8 protein-coding genes are annotated in these 15,910 nt (G+C 70.6%); 3 read left to right on the top strand and 5 right to left on the bottom strand.

Annotated features, from left to right (window positions below; all coding sequences use genetic code 11):
- Positions 1-8 precede the first annotated feature (8 nt).
- Genes AB0N89_RS01290 through AB0N89_RS01300 form a run of 3 tightly spaced genes read right to left on the bottom strand, consistent with a single transcriptional unit; the run spans position 9 to position 4,160 of the window.
- Positions 9-935, bottom strand: a complete 927-nt coding sequence (locus AB0N89_RS01290; RefSeq protein WP_364198938.1) for a pyridoxal-phosphate dependent enzyme — start codon at positions 933-935, stop codon at positions 9-11.
- On the bottom strand, positions 932-3,226 hold the full coding sequence (locus AB0N89_RS01295; protein ID WP_364198940.1) for a lantibiotic dehydratase: 2,295 nt from the start codon (positions 3,224-3,226) through the stop codon (positions 932-934). Before AB0N89_RS01295 ends, AB0N89_RS01290 begins: the two co-directional genes overlap by 4 nt.
- On the bottom strand, positions 3,219-4,160 hold the full coding sequence (locus tag AB0N89_RS01300; protein ID WP_364198942.1) for an ornithine carbamoyltransferase: 942 nt from the start codon (positions 4,158-4,160) through the stop codon (positions 3,219-3,221). The genes AB0N89_RS01295 and AB0N89_RS01300 overlap by 8 nt, the downstream gene beginning before the upstream one ends.
- Positions 4,161-4,416: 256 nt before the next feature.
- On the opposite strand from AB0N89_RS01300, the gene AB0N89_RS01305 reads away from it, so the two are divergent.
- Complete coding sequence (locus AB0N89_RS01305; protein ID WP_364198944.1) at positions 4,417-5,037, top strand: response regulator transcription factor; 621 nt, start codon at positions 4,417-4,419, stop codon at positions 5,035-5,037.
- Positions 5,034-5,624 carry a LuxR C-terminal-related transcriptional regulator gene (locus AB0N89_RS01310; RefSeq protein ID WP_364198946.1) on the top strand — a complete coding sequence of 197 codons (591 nt, stop codon included), beginning with the start codon at positions 5,034-5,036 and terminating at the stop codon, positions 5,622-5,624. The genes AB0N89_RS01305 and AB0N89_RS01310 overlap by 4 nt, the downstream gene beginning before the upstream one ends.
- A gap of 12 nt (positions 5,625-5,636) precedes the next feature.
- Here the strand turns inward: AB0N89_RS01310 and AB0N89_RS01315 are convergent, their stop codons facing one another.
- Positions 5,637-7,163, bottom strand: coding sequence for an amidase (locus tag AB0N89_RS01315; protein WP_364198948.1), 1,527 nt, complete (start codon positions 7,161-7,163; stop codon positions 5,637-5,639).
- Complete coding sequence (locus AB0N89_RS01320; RefSeq protein WP_364198950.1) at positions 7,160-14,425, bottom strand: amino acid adenylation domain-containing protein; 7,266 nt, start codon at positions 14,423-14,425, stop codon at positions 7,160-7,162. The genes AB0N89_RS01315 and AB0N89_RS01320 overlap by 4 nt, the downstream gene beginning before the upstream one ends.
- Before the next feature lie 152 nt (positions 14,426-14,577).
- Between AB0N89_RS01320 and AB0N89_RS01325 the strand changes: the two genes are divergently transcribed.
- A complete protein-coding gene (locus AB0N89_RS01325) occupies positions 14,578-15,825 on the top strand; it encodes an MFS transporter (RefSeq protein WP_364198952.1) in 1,248 nt (415 codons plus the stop codon).
- Positions 15,826-15,910 lie beyond the last annotated feature (85 nt).

Below are 15,910 nucleotides of genomic sequence, written 5' to 3' on the forward strand. Positions count from 1 at the left end.
CCTCGGGGCTATCGGACATCGGCGCGGCAGCGCCGGGGGGTGTTCCCACCGGACACGATGGCGACGGCGCGGCCGGTGAACCGCGTCCGCAAGGCACCGGCGAGGGCGACGCTCCCGCTCGGTTCGGCCTCGACCCCGTCGCGACGCAGCAGATCCATCGCCGCCAGGATCTCTTCGTCGGTGACCTCGATCAGCTCGTCGACCCGGCGCCGGATGATCGGGAACGGGATCTCACCCGGCCGCTGGCCACGCAGCCCGTCGGCCACCGTGCCGGACGGCGGCAGCTCGACCGGGCAGCCGGCCTCCAACGACCGGGCGTAGCGCCGGGCCGTCGACGGCTCCACGCCGACGATCCGCGGTGCTCCGCGTAATCCCTCGGCGGCCAGGCACACGCCCGCCAGCAGGCCACCGCCGCCGGTCGGCACGAAGATCGCGTCGAGATCCGGTATCGCTTCGAACACTTCCAGCCCGACCGTGCCCGCTCCGGCGACCACCGAGCGGTGGTCCGAGGACGGTACGAAGGCCGCACCGATGCGGGCGGCGTGCTCGCGTGCGTACCGGTCCCGTTGAGCCACCCCTCCGGGTACCTCGATCACCCGCGCGCCGAGCCTGCCGATGATGGCGGCTTTGTCGGCCCGCGCTCCACCGGCGACGACGACCGTCACCTCGACACCCATCTCCGCGCCGAGCCGGGCGACCGCGATCCCGTGATTGCCCGACGAGCCGGTCACGACGTGGGCGGTGGCCAGGTCGAGCATCGCGTTCGCCGCGCCGCGGGTCTTGAACGAGCCGCCGTGCTGCAGATGTTCGGCTTTGAGCAGGATCCCCGGCAGGCCGTCCGCCGCCAGCAGCGGCGTGTGCCGGATCCGGCCCGCGGTCCGCCGCGCCGCCATCACCACGTCGGCCGAGCCGAGCCGGGGCGCTTCGACGGTCATCGGACGGACTGGTCGACCGCGACGAAGCGCAATTCTGAGGTGTACCGATTGCCCCTGTCGTCGGTCAGCCACGCCTGTTCCGGTGACGGCAGCATCTCCGTGATCGACAACCGGCCCGCCGGATCCTGACGGGCCAGCCGGCGCACAGCCTTCGCGAAGATGTTCACGAACACAGGAGCGTCGAAGTCCACATAGAACGGACGCGGCTCCCCCGGCGAAACCACGAACACGAACCGCGGAAGACCCAGCTCCTCGCGCCACCGGCGTGCCAGCACGAACCGCCGCGCCTCCGACTTCTCCGACACGAACCCCAGGGATTCCACCGGCACCGACCACGACTCCCGGGCCACCACCAGCTTGTCCACCGTCACCCGGGGCGAATGACCGGCGAGGGGCCGTAACGCGAACCGGTCCATGACGCGGTTGGTCATCGCGTTGCTGAACACGTCGAGCAGGTCGAACTCCGCGCCGTCGGGCAGCACGGCGACCAGCCCCTCGTCCCGCTCTTCCACCCGGACGTCCGCGCTCAGCGCCGTTCGCCCCCGCTCCGGATCGACCGTGTGGTCCACCAAGCCAACGTAGTAGTCCTCGGGCCGGTCCAGGGAGATCCGGCTGCGCGCCGACCATCGTGGCGGCTGTTCCTTCGGCAGCATCGGCAGCAGACGCGGGCCGGGGAAGTCGACCGCGGTCTCGGCGAACAGCCGTCCGGCGTCCGGATGCTGCATCACCCACAACGACGTGCTGGCGGTGTTCATCGCGACGTGCAGTTCGCCGAGGACCAGCTCGAAGTTCCCGCGCGCCACCTCGGCGGCGTCGTCGGCCACGACCAGGACGTCCGGGCTGATGTAGCGGGCCTGCGGCCAGCTCGGACCGGTCTCCCCGAACTCGTCCCGCACCCGGTCCGCGATGTCCGCACTGGACAATCGGACACGCCGGGCATCGGCCGGGACCCGCAGGATCCGCGCCCAGCGGTCCCGCAGCTCGCCCTGGACGCGGTCGATGTCGTCGATCGATCCGCCGTGCGGGGCGGGCAGGCACTCCATCCACAACGACGCGAGGTCCACGCTCCCGTCCCGTTCGCGCAGGCGGTCGTACGCCTGCCGGATCCGATCCCCGACGGACTGGGCGAACCGGCCGGTCATCCAGCGCGCGGCGGTGAGGCACAGGGCGAGCGGGGTCAGCTCGTCGCGGATCGTGTCGCCGATCCGGACCGTGGCGGACCGGCGGCAGTCGGCGTAGATCAGAGCCCGGCACGGTGCCGTGCGCGTGCCCTTGGCGCGTTGGGCCGAGACCTGGGTCAGCGCCTCGAACTCGTTCTCCAGCGCGGTGAACGCCGCGGACAACGCGGTGGCGTCGGCGCCCGCCGCCTTGATCCGGTCCCTGCCGTGTTCGAGGACCGCCACTTTGGACAGCCCGGCCTCTCGCAGCTCCGGGTCCGTGATCCGCTCCAGGACGGAACGCAGGTGCTGTTCGGGATACGCGCAGGTAGGGACCTCCAGCCGCCAGACGATCAGGCGACGCCGCACCAATTCGTCCAGAAGGGACATGACGGCGTCTTCGGTCGTCCCGTGTCCGAGTTCCGCCGCGATCTCCGCGGGACGGCGGGTTCCGTCGCAGTGCGCGAGAACCTCCCGCTCCAGCGGCTGAAGCCGGTGCGGGCTCCGTCCGGGCATCCGCACCAGGTCACCGGTGAGCCGGACGAACGACACCCGGCGCGGCGCGATCCAGGCCCGCAGCCGAGGATCGGCACCGACCGTGCGGGCGACCGCGTCCACCGCCCAGCTGGAAAAGTAGACGTTCGACTCGGCGACCAGGCCGGATCCCGGTTCCACGACGACACCTTCGGCCGACTCGTCCCATCGGCCCCAGCCCACCGGGCCGAAGAAACCGATCGTGTCGTTCTTCACGCAGAACCGCTGCCAGTAGTGCGCCACCAGCTCTTCGCGTTCACGGCGCTTGCTCGTGCGTCCGTCCACCGAGGGATCCCACGCCAGGAACAAGCCGATGCCGCGCTGAAGAAGCGCCGGGTTCTGCCAAGCCACCGCGGCCTGGAAATCCGGCAAAGCGGCGATTTCCTGCAGTTCCTTGACGTTGTCCACCATCGCGCCGGCGAACAATTCCTCGAACGCCGGCCACTCGGGGCCCGCGGTGTCGGCGAGCCGGTCCGCCGCCTCGGCGAGTCCGAACGGCGCCAGCCGCAGCACCCCGGCGGCGGGGAATCCCGGCCCACGCAGGGCGAACTCCCGCCACAGCCGCCATTCGCCGCCCGGCAGGAGGACTTCGTCAGGCATCGCGCACCGGACCCGCGCACCATTCGAGTACGGCCCGGGCGCTGTGGTACTTGTTCTCCGCCAAGGTGAACGCGAGACTCGCCGGTCCGTCGAGGACTTCCGCCGCGACTTCCTCCCCGCGATGCGCGGGAAGGTCGTGGAGGAACACCTTCGCACCGGACTCGGCCATCACCGCCGCGTCTACGTGGAACGGGGCGAACACCTCACGCCAGTCCTCGGTGTGTTTGACCGTTCCGGTGGTCTGCCACCTCGTGGTATAGACGGCGTCGACGACCGGGAGCGCGGCCATGTCGTGCCGCTCCTCCACCAGTGCGCCGCTGCGTTTCGCGTTGAGCTCGGCCTGGTCCAGAAAACGCTGTTCGAGGCCATAGCCCGTCGGCGTACGCAAGTAGAGGGCCGTGTCGCGGTAGCGGGACAACGCCAGAGCCAGCGCCGACGCGGTGTTGTTGCCCTCGCCGACGTAGAGCACGCGCAGACCGTCGACCCGGCCGAACCGCTGGGTGAGCGTGGTGAGGTCGGCGAGGGCCTGGGTGGGGTGCTCGTCCGCGCACATCGCGTTGATCACGGCCATCCGCTTGCCCACGGCGTAGGCACGAAGTTCGGCCTCGCTGCCGGAGGTCCGCACCACGAGCAGGTCGAGCATGCCCGACAACACGGCGGCGGTGTCCTCGATGGTCTCACCGGTGTTCTCCTGAAGATCACCGGGACCGTAATTGATCAGCTTCGCGCCGAGCCTGAGTGCGCCCGCGGAAAAGGACGTCCGGGTTCTGGTCGAGGTTTTGCGAAACAAAATACCCGCGACCAAATCGCGTAACGGCTGTTCGCCCGTCCGGTGGCCGAGTGCGTACTCGACTCCGCGACCGACGATCCATCGCAGGTCTTCGTCGTCGAGATCATTGAGTGAAATCAGGTGGCGGCGCGCCGGTCCGGCCATGACAACCTCCGAGGTGTGCTCGCTTCAGCCTGGTGTCGGAGGTGTTGGCACGGCAGGGAAAGAGCGGCAGCATCCGGGTGGGCACCGGCTGCGCGTTTGTCCCTGCGTCTCCGAACGCCGCCGTGACTACGGTGAAATTCACGCGAAGTGAGCAATGACGCATCGCGGAAAATCTCGATTTCATGCTTAGTGAGGAAGACAACCGGCCTGCCACCCGATGAAAATGGACGGCGGTTGTGTGGGGAAGGGGAAAAGGATGGGTGAGCCCGCAAGGGTGAGTGTGGACGCGGCGGATCCGGTACTCGAAGCGGGTATCGGCTGCACACTCAACGGCAGCCCGGACCTCACCGTGGTGACGAACGGTGAGGAATCGGACGCCACGGTCGTGGTCGTCGACCTCGTGGACGACAAGGTCCTCGACGTGGTGCACTCCATCCGGAACCAACCGCATCGGCCCGAGATCGTCCTGCTGGCCACCGAACTGTCGCCCGGTGAGGCGCTGCACGCGATCGCTGCGGGTGCGCACGGTCTGCTGCGCCGCCGGGAGGCCAGCGCGAGCCGGCTTTCCCGGGCCGTGCTCGCCGCCGTCGTCGGCGACTGCACCATGCCACCGGACCTGATCGACCGGGTGCTCGAACAGGGCATGGAGAACCAGACGCCCGCCGCGCCGCAGGCGTGGGCACGCGGCGGGCTGAACGAACGCGAACACGCGGTGCTGCGTCTCGTCGCCGAGGGCTACGAGACCGACGAGATCGCCCGGCGGCTGTCCTATTCGGCGCGCACCGTGACGGCCGTCGTGCACGACATCACGCAGCGGTTCAGGCTGCGCAACCGGGCGCACGCCGTCGCCTACGCGTTACGGGCCAGGCTGCTGTGATCAGTGTGCAGGTCTACGCGGCGGGCGCGATGGTCCGGGAAGCCGTGGCCGCGAAGCTGCGGCAGGCGGGAATCCTCGTCGCGGCCGCGGCGGACACCGTGGTGGTGGCCGCCGGCGGCACGATCGACGAGGCGTTGACCGCCTGTCCCGCCACTCTCCGCGCGGCCGGGGATCGGTTGATCGTCGCGGCGGACACGCTCAACCCGGGCGGTGTGCTTCGCGCCTTCCGGGCGGGGGCGCGGATCCTGTTGCAGACTCCCGAAACGACACCGGCCCAGTTCAGCGCCGCCGTGCACTCGGCCATGCACGGGGAAAGCCGGCTGCCTTACGGGCTGCTGGTGCGGCTGCTCAGCGGTGGCGCCGAACTGTCCCTTCCCATCGGTGTCCACCCGGTCGCACCCTTGACCGAACGGCAGCTCACGGTGCTCACGTTGATGGCGGACGGGCACGGCAACGCCGACATCGCGCGGAAGCTGTCCTGTTCGGAGCACACCGTGAAGAACGTCATCTACGAGCTGATGGCGCGGCTTCAGGTCCGCAACCGGGCCCACGCGGTCGCGCACGCGGTCCGTGCCGGGCTGATCTGACCGCCGGGCCGGTCAGCTGGTCGGCAGGAACCGCGGCGGCCGTCGCACGCGGGTGGCCTGCTCGAACGCGTACGCGAGTGCGAGGATCGTCGGCTCGCTGTACCGGCCGGCCATGATCGACAGCCCGACCGGAAGCGGACCGACGAACCCCATGGGGACGGTCACGTTCGCGTAGCCGGACACGGCGGCGGGTGTGGACGAGCCGAACGGGTAGGCGTCGCCCTTGCCCAGCGTGGTCTTCCACGCCGGTCCGTTCGTCGGCGCCACGATCGCGTCCAGGCGGTGTGCGCGGAGCGTGTCGTCGAGCCCGCGCCGCGCCGCCCCGGTCGCCTCCGCGCGCAGGCGCAGGTACTCCGGATCGGTCAGGTCACCGCTCGTGGCCTGGGCTTCTTCGAACAGCTCCTGTCCGAAATGGCCCATCTCGGCGTCCGCGTTGGACTTGTTGAACTCGATCAGTCCCGCCAGGTCCGCGGGATGGTCGCCGGGGGTCGCCGCCAGGTACTCGTTGATGCCGTGTTTGAACTCGTACAGCATCGACGGCAGTTCGGAGCGGCCCACCACGTCCAGCCCGGGGATCGTCACTTCGACCGTGGTCGCGCCCAGGGACGCCAGCTGCTCGACGGCACGGGTGAACACCGCCACGGTGTCCGGGCTGGTGCCGCCGGTGGCGTCCCAGAAGCCGATCCTCTTGCCTCGCAACGCGTCCGGTTCCAGGAAACGCAGGTAGTCTGTCCGGGCCGGGCCGCCGTCCGTGGCCGGGTCACCGGCGTCCAGGCCGTTGAGGACGCCGAGCAGGACGGCCGCGTCCGTCACGGTGCGGGCCAGCGGTCCCGCGCTGTCCTGCACCCCGGAGATCGGCACCAGGCCGTGGCGGCTCACCAGGCCGATGCTCGGTTTGACGCCGACGACGCCGTTCGCGCCCGCCGCGCAGACGATCGAGCCGTTGGTCTCCGTGCCGACCGCGACGGTGGCCAGGTTCGCGGCGACCGCCGCGCTGGAGCCGCTCGACGAGCCGCAGGTGTTGCGGTCGAGGACGTACGGGTTGGCGCTCTGCCCGCCGACGGCGCTCCAGCCACTGGACGAGCGACGATCCCGGAAGTTCGCCCACTCCGACAGGTTCGTCTTGCCGAGGATCACCGCTCCGGCCTCGCGCAGCCGCTTGACCAGATGGGCGTCGGCAGCTGGCCGGGATCCGGCCAGCGCGAACGAGCCCGCCGTCGTCCGCTGCCGGTCCGCGGTGTCGATGTTGTCCTTGAGCAGCACTGGGATGCCGTCCAGGAGACCCCGAGCCCGGCCCGCACGCCGGCGGTCGTCACTCGCCTCCGCGAGCCTCAGCGCGTCCGGGTTGGTCGTGATGACCGAGTGCAGTCGCGGGTCGAGCAGGCGGATGCGGTCGAGATAGAACGCCGTGAGGTCCACCGAGGTCAGCGAGCCGGAGTCCATCGCGCTCCGCAGTTCCGGGATGGTGGCCCGTTCGAGGTCGATCCCCGCGAGCGTGGGGCTTTCGGCCGGTGACTGCGTGGACAGGTGCGCGTTCACGACGACGTCTCCTCCGTGGCCTCCATCAGCGTGGTCAGCAATCCGGCCAAGCCCGACACATGCGGTGGGCGCAGCACGCCCATGTGGTCGCCGCCGACACGGTGGACCTTGAGCCCGCCCGGGGCCAGCTTGACCCAGCGGTCCCGGTACTGCGCGTAGCTCTGCCCGAAGTTCGTCTCGTGCAGGCCGTCGGCCAGCTCGTCGCCCACCAGCAGGTGGGTCCGGCCCGGATACGGGCGCTGGCGATAGCCGAGCATCGCCTGGGTGAGCTCTCGCCACACCCGGATCCGGCGTGGCCAGAACGGGTCACCGGGCACCGGTGGTTCCTTGGTGCCCTCGTCGATGATGTAGTCGAGCACCTCCGCGAACTGGCGGTGGATCTCGGCGAGCTCGTCGGGATCGGTCGTGGAGTTCAGCTCTTCCAGGAGCTTCTCGCCGCGGACGAACATGGCGGTCTCCTCCCACATGTTCTCCCGCTTGTAGAAGTCCTGTGCCGGATCGAGGAGCATCAGCGTGAGCCGGTCGCCGTCGCGATGCAGGATGCGGGCCATCTCGCCGGTGACCAGTCCCCCGCCGCACCAGCCGAGCAGGTGATACGGCCCCTCCGGATACACCGCGCGGATCTGCTCCACGAACAGGGCGGCCACGCTCGCGATGCTCTGCGGCGACGGCGTGTCCCGGTGCAGGCCGGGCCATTCCAGCGCGGCCACCGGGCGGTCGGCGCTGATGTGCTCGGCCAGCCGCACGTACCAGAGGCCTCCACCCGGGTACATGCAGAACAGCGGCGGCTTCGACCCTGTACGCCGCAGCCAGACGATGGCCTGCTTCGCCCAGCTGTCGGCCGTTTCCATCGCCGCGGCCTCGGTGGGAGGGAAGCCGCCCTTACTGGCCGGGTCCACCGCCGCGGCGAGGTCGATCACCGTGCGGTGCTCGTAGAAGTCCCGCAGCTCGACCGGCAGGCCGTGCTCTTCGCGGAGTTCGACCAGCACGCGGATGATCAGCAGCGAGTGCAGGCCCAGATCGCTGAACGGGACGTCGACCCCCACCTGGTCGATGCCCAGGCCCTTGGCCAGCGCGGTGGCGATGATGTTCTCCACCGCGGTGCGCGGAGCCATCGCGGCCCGGGCGGTGGCCGTCGGTTCGGGCAGGGCCTTGGTGTCGAGTTTGCCGCTGGGGGTGGTGGGCAGCTCGGCCAGCACCACCCACGCGGACGGGATCAGGTAGTCCGGCACGGCCCCGGCCAGCATGCCGGGCAGCGTGGCCGGATCGAGCCCGTCACGGGCGGGTACGAGGTACGCGACCAGTTCTTGGTCGCCGCGGGCGGTCCGGCGGGCGCGCACGGCGACGTCGCGCAGCTCGGCGTGTGCTCGCAGCACCGCCTCCACTTCGCCCAGCTCGACGCGGTACCCGCGGATCTTCACCTGGTCGTCCGCCCGCCCGGCGAACTCCAGCACGCCGTCGAGCCGGTATCGGGCCAGGTCTCCGGTGCGGTACAGCCGCCGTCCGTCGGCGTACGGGTCCGGCACGAACCGGTCCGCGGTCAGGCCGGGGCGGCCGCGGTAGCCGCGGGCGAGCTGGGCGCCGCCGATGTACAGCTCGCCGAGCACGCCGACCGGAACCGGTTCGAGGTCGGCGTCCAGTACGCGCAGCACGGTGTTGGGTCCGGGCCTGCCGATCGGCACCGGCCCCGCGTCGAGGTCACCGGCCCTGCTCACCTGCGACGTGCAGCCGACGGTGGCCTCGGTCGGTCCGTATTCGTTGTCCACAAGGGTGTCCGGGGCGTTCCCGGTCCAAGCGGTGAGCATGTCCCTGGTCAGTTCCTCGCCGCCCACGACGAGCCGGGACGCCGCGCCGGCGAACGCCTCGGCGGGCAGCATCTGGTTGAGCGCCACCAGATGCGACGGCGTGAGCTTGACCAGGTCGAAGCCGCCTTTGGACAGCGCCGAGACCAGCGCCTCGATCGCCGGTGTGCCGTCGTCGGGGGTGAGGGTGACCGTTCCGCCGGACAGCAGCGCCGGGAACAGCGAGGTCACCGGCAGGTCGAAGGCCATCGAGGAGTACAGCGGTGAGCCCGCCGAGCCTGCCCGCCAGCACAGGTAGTTGACCAGGTTGCGGTGCTCGACCATGACTCCCTTCGGAGTCCCCGTCGAACCGGACGTGTAGATGACGTACGCGAGTGTCGACGGCCTCGCGGTCCGGCCCAGATCATCGTCAGGGTGGGTGCCGATGGCCGGGTCGCCGACCAGGACCTTCGCGGTGTCAGGCACCCGGTCGGCCAGAGCGGTTTCGGTGACCACCGTGGTCACGTCCGCCTCGCTCAGGACCGTGGCCAGCCGCTTCGCCGGGTGACCCGGGTCGAGCGGCAGATAGGCCGCACCGGACTTGAGGACCGCCAGCAGCGTGGTGACCAGCTCCGGACCGCGGCGCAGCAGCACGCCGACGACAGCTTCCGGGCCCGCGCCCTGCTCACGCAGATGTCGCGCCAGCTTGTTGGCGCGAGCGTTGAGTGCGGCGTAGGTGACCGTGGTCCCGTCCGCGCAACGAAGCGCGCTCGCGTCCGGCGTACGGGCGACCTGGCGTTCGAACAGCTCGTGCACACAGGCGTCCGGATACTTGGCCACCGAGCCGTCCGCGAACTCCATCAGCCGGTCGATCTCGGCAGGCGCGATCGCGGCGCCGCGGACTTCGCCGTCCGGATCGGCGGCCATCGCTTCGAGCACCCGCCGGTACATCGGGGCGAGGGCGTCCACGTGGTCCGGGGAGATCCGGTCAGCCTGAGCACGGAAGTGCAGGACGCCGGGGAAGCTCCAAACGTCCACGCCGAACCCGTTGTAGCTCTCGTCCACGATCTTCGCCGTCTCCACCCGCTGGGTGTCGAAGACGTGGAAGTCCAGGTAGGCGAACGAGATGTCCACCAGCGGACGGCCGGCGCCCCAGTGCCGCTGCAGCTCGCCGAGCGGGAACCGCCGGTGCGGCCAGACCGCCACCTCCTCGGCGAACACCTGCCGGACCAGCCCGGTCCAGGTCTTCGCGGTCAGGTCGACGCACACCGGGAGCGGGTTGAGGTGCATGCCCCTGGCGAGTTCGCCGCCGGGTTCCTCCAGCCTGCCGTTGTGCACCAGACCGGTGTGGAACCGGTTCGACCCGCTGATCGTGCTCAGCACCTTGAGGTGCGCGGCGAACAGCACGGTCTTCAGCGAGGCGCCCGCCGCGGCGGCCAGCGCCCGCAACCGGGGTTCCAGATCGGCGTAGCGCACGCTGACCTGATGGGGCAGACCGTCCGCGCTCGGCGCCGCGGCCCACCCGGGCGGCAGGGTGACCGGGTCGTAGCGGTCCAGCCGATCGCGCCAGAACTCTCTGTCCACAGTGGACTCAAGCGAGCGTTTCTCGTGCGCGATGAAGTCGGCGAACCGCACCGGCGCCTGCTCGGGGAACGTCGGTGTGAGCCCGTCCCGGAGGCTGCGGTAGGTGTCCAGGAGCTCTTCGAGCAGGGAGTGGTGACTCCAGCCGTCGAGGACGGCGTGGCATTCGATGAACGACAGCGTCCAGCGGCGCTCGTCGGTCTGGTGCACATGGAAGCGCACCAGCGGCGCGGTCGTGACGTCGAGGGGGCTGCGGCGGGTGTCGGTGACGAACGCCGCGAGGATCTCGTCCGCCCGTGTCTCGGGGATGCCGCGCAGGTCGTCGTGGTCGACGTCCATCGGGGCGGTCCGGTGCACGAGCTGCGTGGGTGTCCGGTAGGTGGTCAGATCGAAGCTGGTGCGCAGGATCTCGTGCCGCCGCACCAGCAGCGCCGCCGCTTCCCGCAGCGCGGACAGCGAGAACGGGGCGTCGTCGACGATCGGGAACAGCGTGATGTTGTGGTAGAGGCTGACTTCCTTGTCGGCCACCATTTCGTAGACCATCGCGGTCTGGCCCATGGACATCGGATAGGCGTCGGCGAGGTCCTCCGGCAGCGCCCTCCGGTCGGCGTCCCCGAGCAGCTCGAACGGGGCGACCCGCCGGTCCTCCACCGGACCGGCGGCCGTGCCGGTGAACCGAGTCAGGCTCTCGACGGTCTGATGCAGCAGCAGATCCTGAACGGTCACCGGGAGGCCGCGCTTGCGCAGCAGGCCCACCACCCGGATCGCCCGGATCGAGTCACCGCCCAGTGCGAAGAAGTTGTCGTGCACACCGACCGAGCCGACACCGAGTGCGGTACCCCACACTTCGGCCATGGCCCGTTCGGCCGGATCGCGGGGAGCGACGGGCCCGGCGGGTGTGGCGTGGTCCACGGCCGGTTCTGGCAGCGCGGCCCGGTCGATCTTTCCGTTGGAGGTCAAGGGGAAACGGTCCAGCGGTACGAACGCCGCGGGCACCATGTAGGAAGGAAGCAGCCGGATCAGATGGTCACGCAGGTCCGCCGCGGCGAGCCGATGGCCCGCGACCGGTACGGCGTAGGCGACGAGGCGTTGTTCCGCTTCGCCCGGACGGCGGCGGGCGAGCACCACGGCGCGGGACACCGACGCGTGGCCCGCGAGGGCCGACTCGACCTCGCCCGGCTCGATCCGGTGGCCACGGATCTTCACCTGGTCGTCGGCCCGGCCCGCGAACTCCAGCTCACCGTCGGCGGTGCGGCGGGCGAGGTCGCCGGTGCGGTACATCCGGGCGCCCGGACGCGGCGCGTACGGATCGGGACCGAACCGGTCCGCCGTCAGTGCCGGATGGCCGAGATAGCCGAGCGCGAGGCCCGGCCCGGACACGTAGAGCTCGCCGGGCACCCCGACCGGCACCGGGTCGAGGTTGCCGTCGAGCAGGTACACGCGCAGATCGGGCAGCGGCCTGCCGAGGGGGCTGCGCAAACCCGCCGAGGTGTCCTCGGCCCGCAACCTGCGGTAGGTCACGTGCACCGTCGTCTCGGTGATCCCGTACATGTTGACCAGGGCGGGCCGCTCGTCGCCGAAGCGGGAGAACCACGGCGCGACGTCGGCCACGTCGAGGGCCTCGCCACCGAACACCACGGCACGCAGCGCCAGCGACTCCGGCCGGGTCTCCGCCTCGGCGACCGCGTCGACCAGCCGCCGGAAGGCCGACGGGGTCTGGTTCAGCACGGTGACGCCCTCGGTGATCAGCAGGTCGAGGAAGTCCCACGGCGACCGGGAGATCTCGAACGGCACGACGACGACACGCCCGCCGTGCAGCAACGCGCCCCACAGCTCCCACACCGAGAAGTCGAAAGCGTAGGAGTGGAACAGGGTCCAGACGTCGGAGGGGCCGAAGCCGAACTCGGCGGCGCTGGACCGCAGCAGCCGCAGGACGTTCGCGTGCGTGACCGGGACGCCTTTCGGTCGTCCGGTGGATCCGGACGTGTAGATCACGTACGCCACGTCGCCAGGCCCGGCCAAGGGCTCCGGGTCCGTCTCCGGCCACTCGGGGCCGGGCTCGTCGAGCAGCACCGCGGTGACCGGCTCTTCCGCGAGCCATCCGGCCAGTTCGCCTCGGCTGACCACGATGCCGACCTCGGAGTCGGCGCGCATCATCGCGAGACGGCCATCGGGCAGGGCCGGATCGAGCGGGACGTAGCCCGCGCCGGATTTCAGCACGCCCAGCAGGGCGACCACGAGGTCGAGCCCCCGGTCGAGGGAGACGCCGACCAGCCGTCCCGGCGCCGCGCCGAGCGAACGAAGCCGGTGGGCGAGCCGGTTGGCCCGCGTGTCGAGCTCGGCGTAGGTCAGCTGCTCGCCGCCACAGGTCGCGGCGATGGCCGCCGGATCCTCGGCGAGCCGGGCCGCGAACACCTCGGTCAGGCTCTCGTCGGCGGGGAAGGTCAGATCCGGGCCGTTCCCGGCGGCCAGCAACCCTTCGCGCTCGTCATCGGTCAGCATGGCGAGCCCGTGGACACGGCTTGTCGGCTCGGCCGCGATGCTCTCCAGCAGGCGCACGAAGTGACCGGACATCCGGCTCGCGGTCGCGGCGTCGAACAGGGCCGTGGCATACCCCAGGAGCCCGGTGATCGAACCGTCCGGCCGGGTGGAGAGGGTGAGGTCCAGATCGTATTTCGCCACGTCCCAGCCCGGGGATTCCGGTTCGGCGCCGAGTCCGGGCAGCCGCTGCGGCCCGCCTTCGTCACCGAGTTGGAACACCACCTGGAAGAGCGGCGTGCGGGACGGGTCACGCTCCCCCACGAGCTCGTCGACCACCAGATCGAAAGGCGTGTCCTGATGGGTGTAGGCGTCGAGCGCGGTCGCGCGCACCCGCGACAGGAATTCCGTGAACGACAGGTCCGCGGACAGGTCGGCACGCTGGGCGATCATGTTCACGAACATCCCGACCAGGCCCTCGGTCCGGTCCTGCTCTCGACCGGCGACCGGGCTGCCCACGACCACGTCGGTCTGTCCGCTGTAGCGGCCGAGCAGCACCTGGAACGCCGCGAGCAGCACCATGTACGGCGTCGCGCCGTGTTCCCGGCCGAGGCGGGCCAGGGCCTCGGCCAGCGGACCGGGTACGGAGACCGGCACGGTGGCGCCCGCGCTGTCGCGCACCGGGCCCCGCGGCCGATCGGCCGGGAGTTCGAGCGGGGTGATCCCGTCCAGTTGCTTGCGCCAGTACTCGATCTTCTCGGTGAGACGGCCGCCGGCGAGGCGATCACGCTGCCAGACGGCGAAGTCGCCGTACTGCACGGCGAGCGGTTCGAGCGGAGACGGGCGTCCGGCGGCGAACGCGCCGTACAGTCTGTCCAATTCGGACAGTATGATCGTCTCGGACAGCCCGTCCGACGCGATGTGGTGCACGGACAGGAGGAGCACATGGTCCACATCGGACACCCGGACCAGCAAGGCCCGCAGCGCCCATTCTCCGGACAGATCGAGCGGGCGGGCACCGGCGCCGGCCAGTACCTCGTCGAGTGACTCCGGCCGGTCCGCGAGGTCGTGCCGTTCGAACGGCACCGGGCCCGGCTCGTCGACCACCTGCACGGGCTCGCCGCCGGGACCGTCGGCCAGGTATCGGGTACGCAGCACCTCGTGTCTGGCGACGACCTCGTCCAGGGCCCGGCGCAGCGCCGGGACGTCCACCTCGCCGCGCAGTCGCAGCCGCACCGGCATCAGGTAGTCGGCGCCGCCCGGCCTGGTCTGGTCGAGCAACCACAACCCGCGCTGCGCGAACGACAACGGCAGCGGCCTGTCCCGGGGCACCGGGACGATCCCGCCGCCCGTCTCCGGGGTGCCGGCACCTCGCAGCCGTCGTCGCAGCAGTTCGGCGCGGGGGTTGCCTCGGGTGTCCATGAGCCGCCTTCCTGTCCCTGATCGGTCGAGGATGCCCGGAACGCGCGGGTATACGGCAGGGTGAAGGTGGCGCGCGTTCACGCAGCCGATCGCGCGCCGGAGTACCGATCCTTCCCTGTGCGCGCACGCCGGTGGCCGCGAGCATCGGGAGCATGGATGCCCAGGCGCCGCCGTTGCACCGAAACCGCGACTTCGTTCTGCTGTGGACCGGATCGGCGGTATCGATCCTGGGCTCGAACGTGTCCAACGTGGCCTACCCGCTGCTGGTACTCGCCCTGACCGGTTCGGCGGCCGACGCCGGCCTCACCGGATTCGTCTCCCTGCTGCCACAATTGCTCTTCCAGATGCCCGCGGGCGCACTGGTCGACCGGTTCGATCGCAAGCGGACGATGATCTACTGCGATCTCCTGTGCGCCCTGGCGCTGAGCACCGTCGTGGCGGCTCTGCTGTTCGGACGGCTGACCCTGCCGCACATCCTCGTGGTCGGCTTCCTCGAAGGCACCTTCGCGGTGTGTTACCGCTTGGCCGCCGCGGCCGCCGTGCCCAACGTGGTCGACGCGTCACAGGTCGCGCAGGCACTGGCCCACAACGAGGCCCGCCGCCGGGGTGCGGCCATGCTGGGCAAACCGCTCGGCGGGATGCTGTTCGGCCTCAGTCGCTCGGCGCCGTTCGTGTTCGACGTCGTCAGCTACCTGGTTTCGGTGGTGACCCTCGGGCTGATCCGCAAGGACTTCCAGGTCCAGCGCGACACCACCGACCGGCGGTCGAAGGGAGCCGAGTTCACGGAGGGCGCCGTCTGGTTGTGGCGGCAGCCGTTCCTCCGGACGACCACGTTCCTGATCGCCGGCAGCAACCTGGTGTTCCAGGCGCTGTTCCTGGCCGTGATCGTGATCGCGAACGACCATGGTGCCTCGCCGTCGATCATCGGTGTCATGCTCGGCATCATCGCGGTCGGCGGCGTGCTCGGCTCACTGCTCGCGCCCGCGGCGGCCAAACGGCTGTCGCTGAAGACGGTCGTGATCGGGGCGAACTGGGTCTGGCTGCTGCTGGTCCCGCTGCTGGCGCTGGTGCAGGCCCCGCTTCTGCTCGGCACGGTGTTCGCGGCGATGGCGTTCGTCGGTCCACTGTGGAACGTGGCGATCTCGGCCTACCAGCTCGACATCACCCCGGACCACATCCGGGGCCGGGTGCTCGCCGCCGCCGGCATGATCGCCTTCGGGGCCGTGCCGCTCGGCTCGCTGATCGGCGGTGTCCTGCTGAGCAAGGTCGGCGCCACCACGACGGTGTGGCTGTTCACCCTCTGGATGGGGGCGCTCGCCCTGACGACCGTGATCAGCCCGGCGGTCCGGTCGGCGCCGACGCTGGTGGACACTCCCCTGCCGACGCCGACGAAGCGTTAGCAGCGTTGTGAAGGCCCCCTTCACGCCGCGATGTCCGTGAAGGCCTCCTTGAGGGACTCTGGGTCCCTCAAGGCCCCCTTCACGG

The sequence above is a fragment of the Amycolatopsis sp. NPDC089917 genome, assembly GCF_040684635.1.
In the GTDB taxonomy this organism is placed as follows: domain Bacteria; phylum Actinomycetota; class Actinomycetes; order Mycobacteriales; family Pseudonocardiaceae; genus Amycolatopsis.

What these genes read in the sequence shown, in the direction of transcription:
- AB0N89_RS01290 (WP_364198938.1), bottom strand. Translation starts at nt 935, where the DNA reads ATGACCGTCGAAGCGCCCCGGCTCGGCTCGGCCGACGTGGTGATGGCG.
- AB0N89_RS01295 (WP_364198940.1), bottom strand. Translation starts at nt 3,226, where the DNA reads ATGCCTGACGAAGTCCTCCTGCCGGGCGGCGAATGGCGGCTGTGGCGG.
- AB0N89_RS01300 (WP_364198942.1), bottom strand. Translation starts at nt 4,160, where the DNA reads ATGGCCGGACCGGCGCGCCGCCACCTGATTTCACTCAATGATCTCGAC.
- AB0N89_RS01305 (WP_364198944.1), top strand. Translation starts at nt 4,417, where the DNA reads ATGGGTGAGCCCGCAAGGGTGAGTGTGGACGCGGCGGATCCGGTACTC.
- AB0N89_RS01320 (WP_364198950.1), bottom strand. Translation starts at nt 14,425, where the DNA reads ATGGACACCCGAGGCAACCCCCGCGCCGAACTGCTGCGACGACGGCTG.
- AB0N89_RS01325 (WP_364198952.1), top strand. Translation starts at nt 14,578, where the DNA reads ATGGATGCCCAGGCGCCGCCGTTGCACCGAAACCGCGACTTCGTTCTG.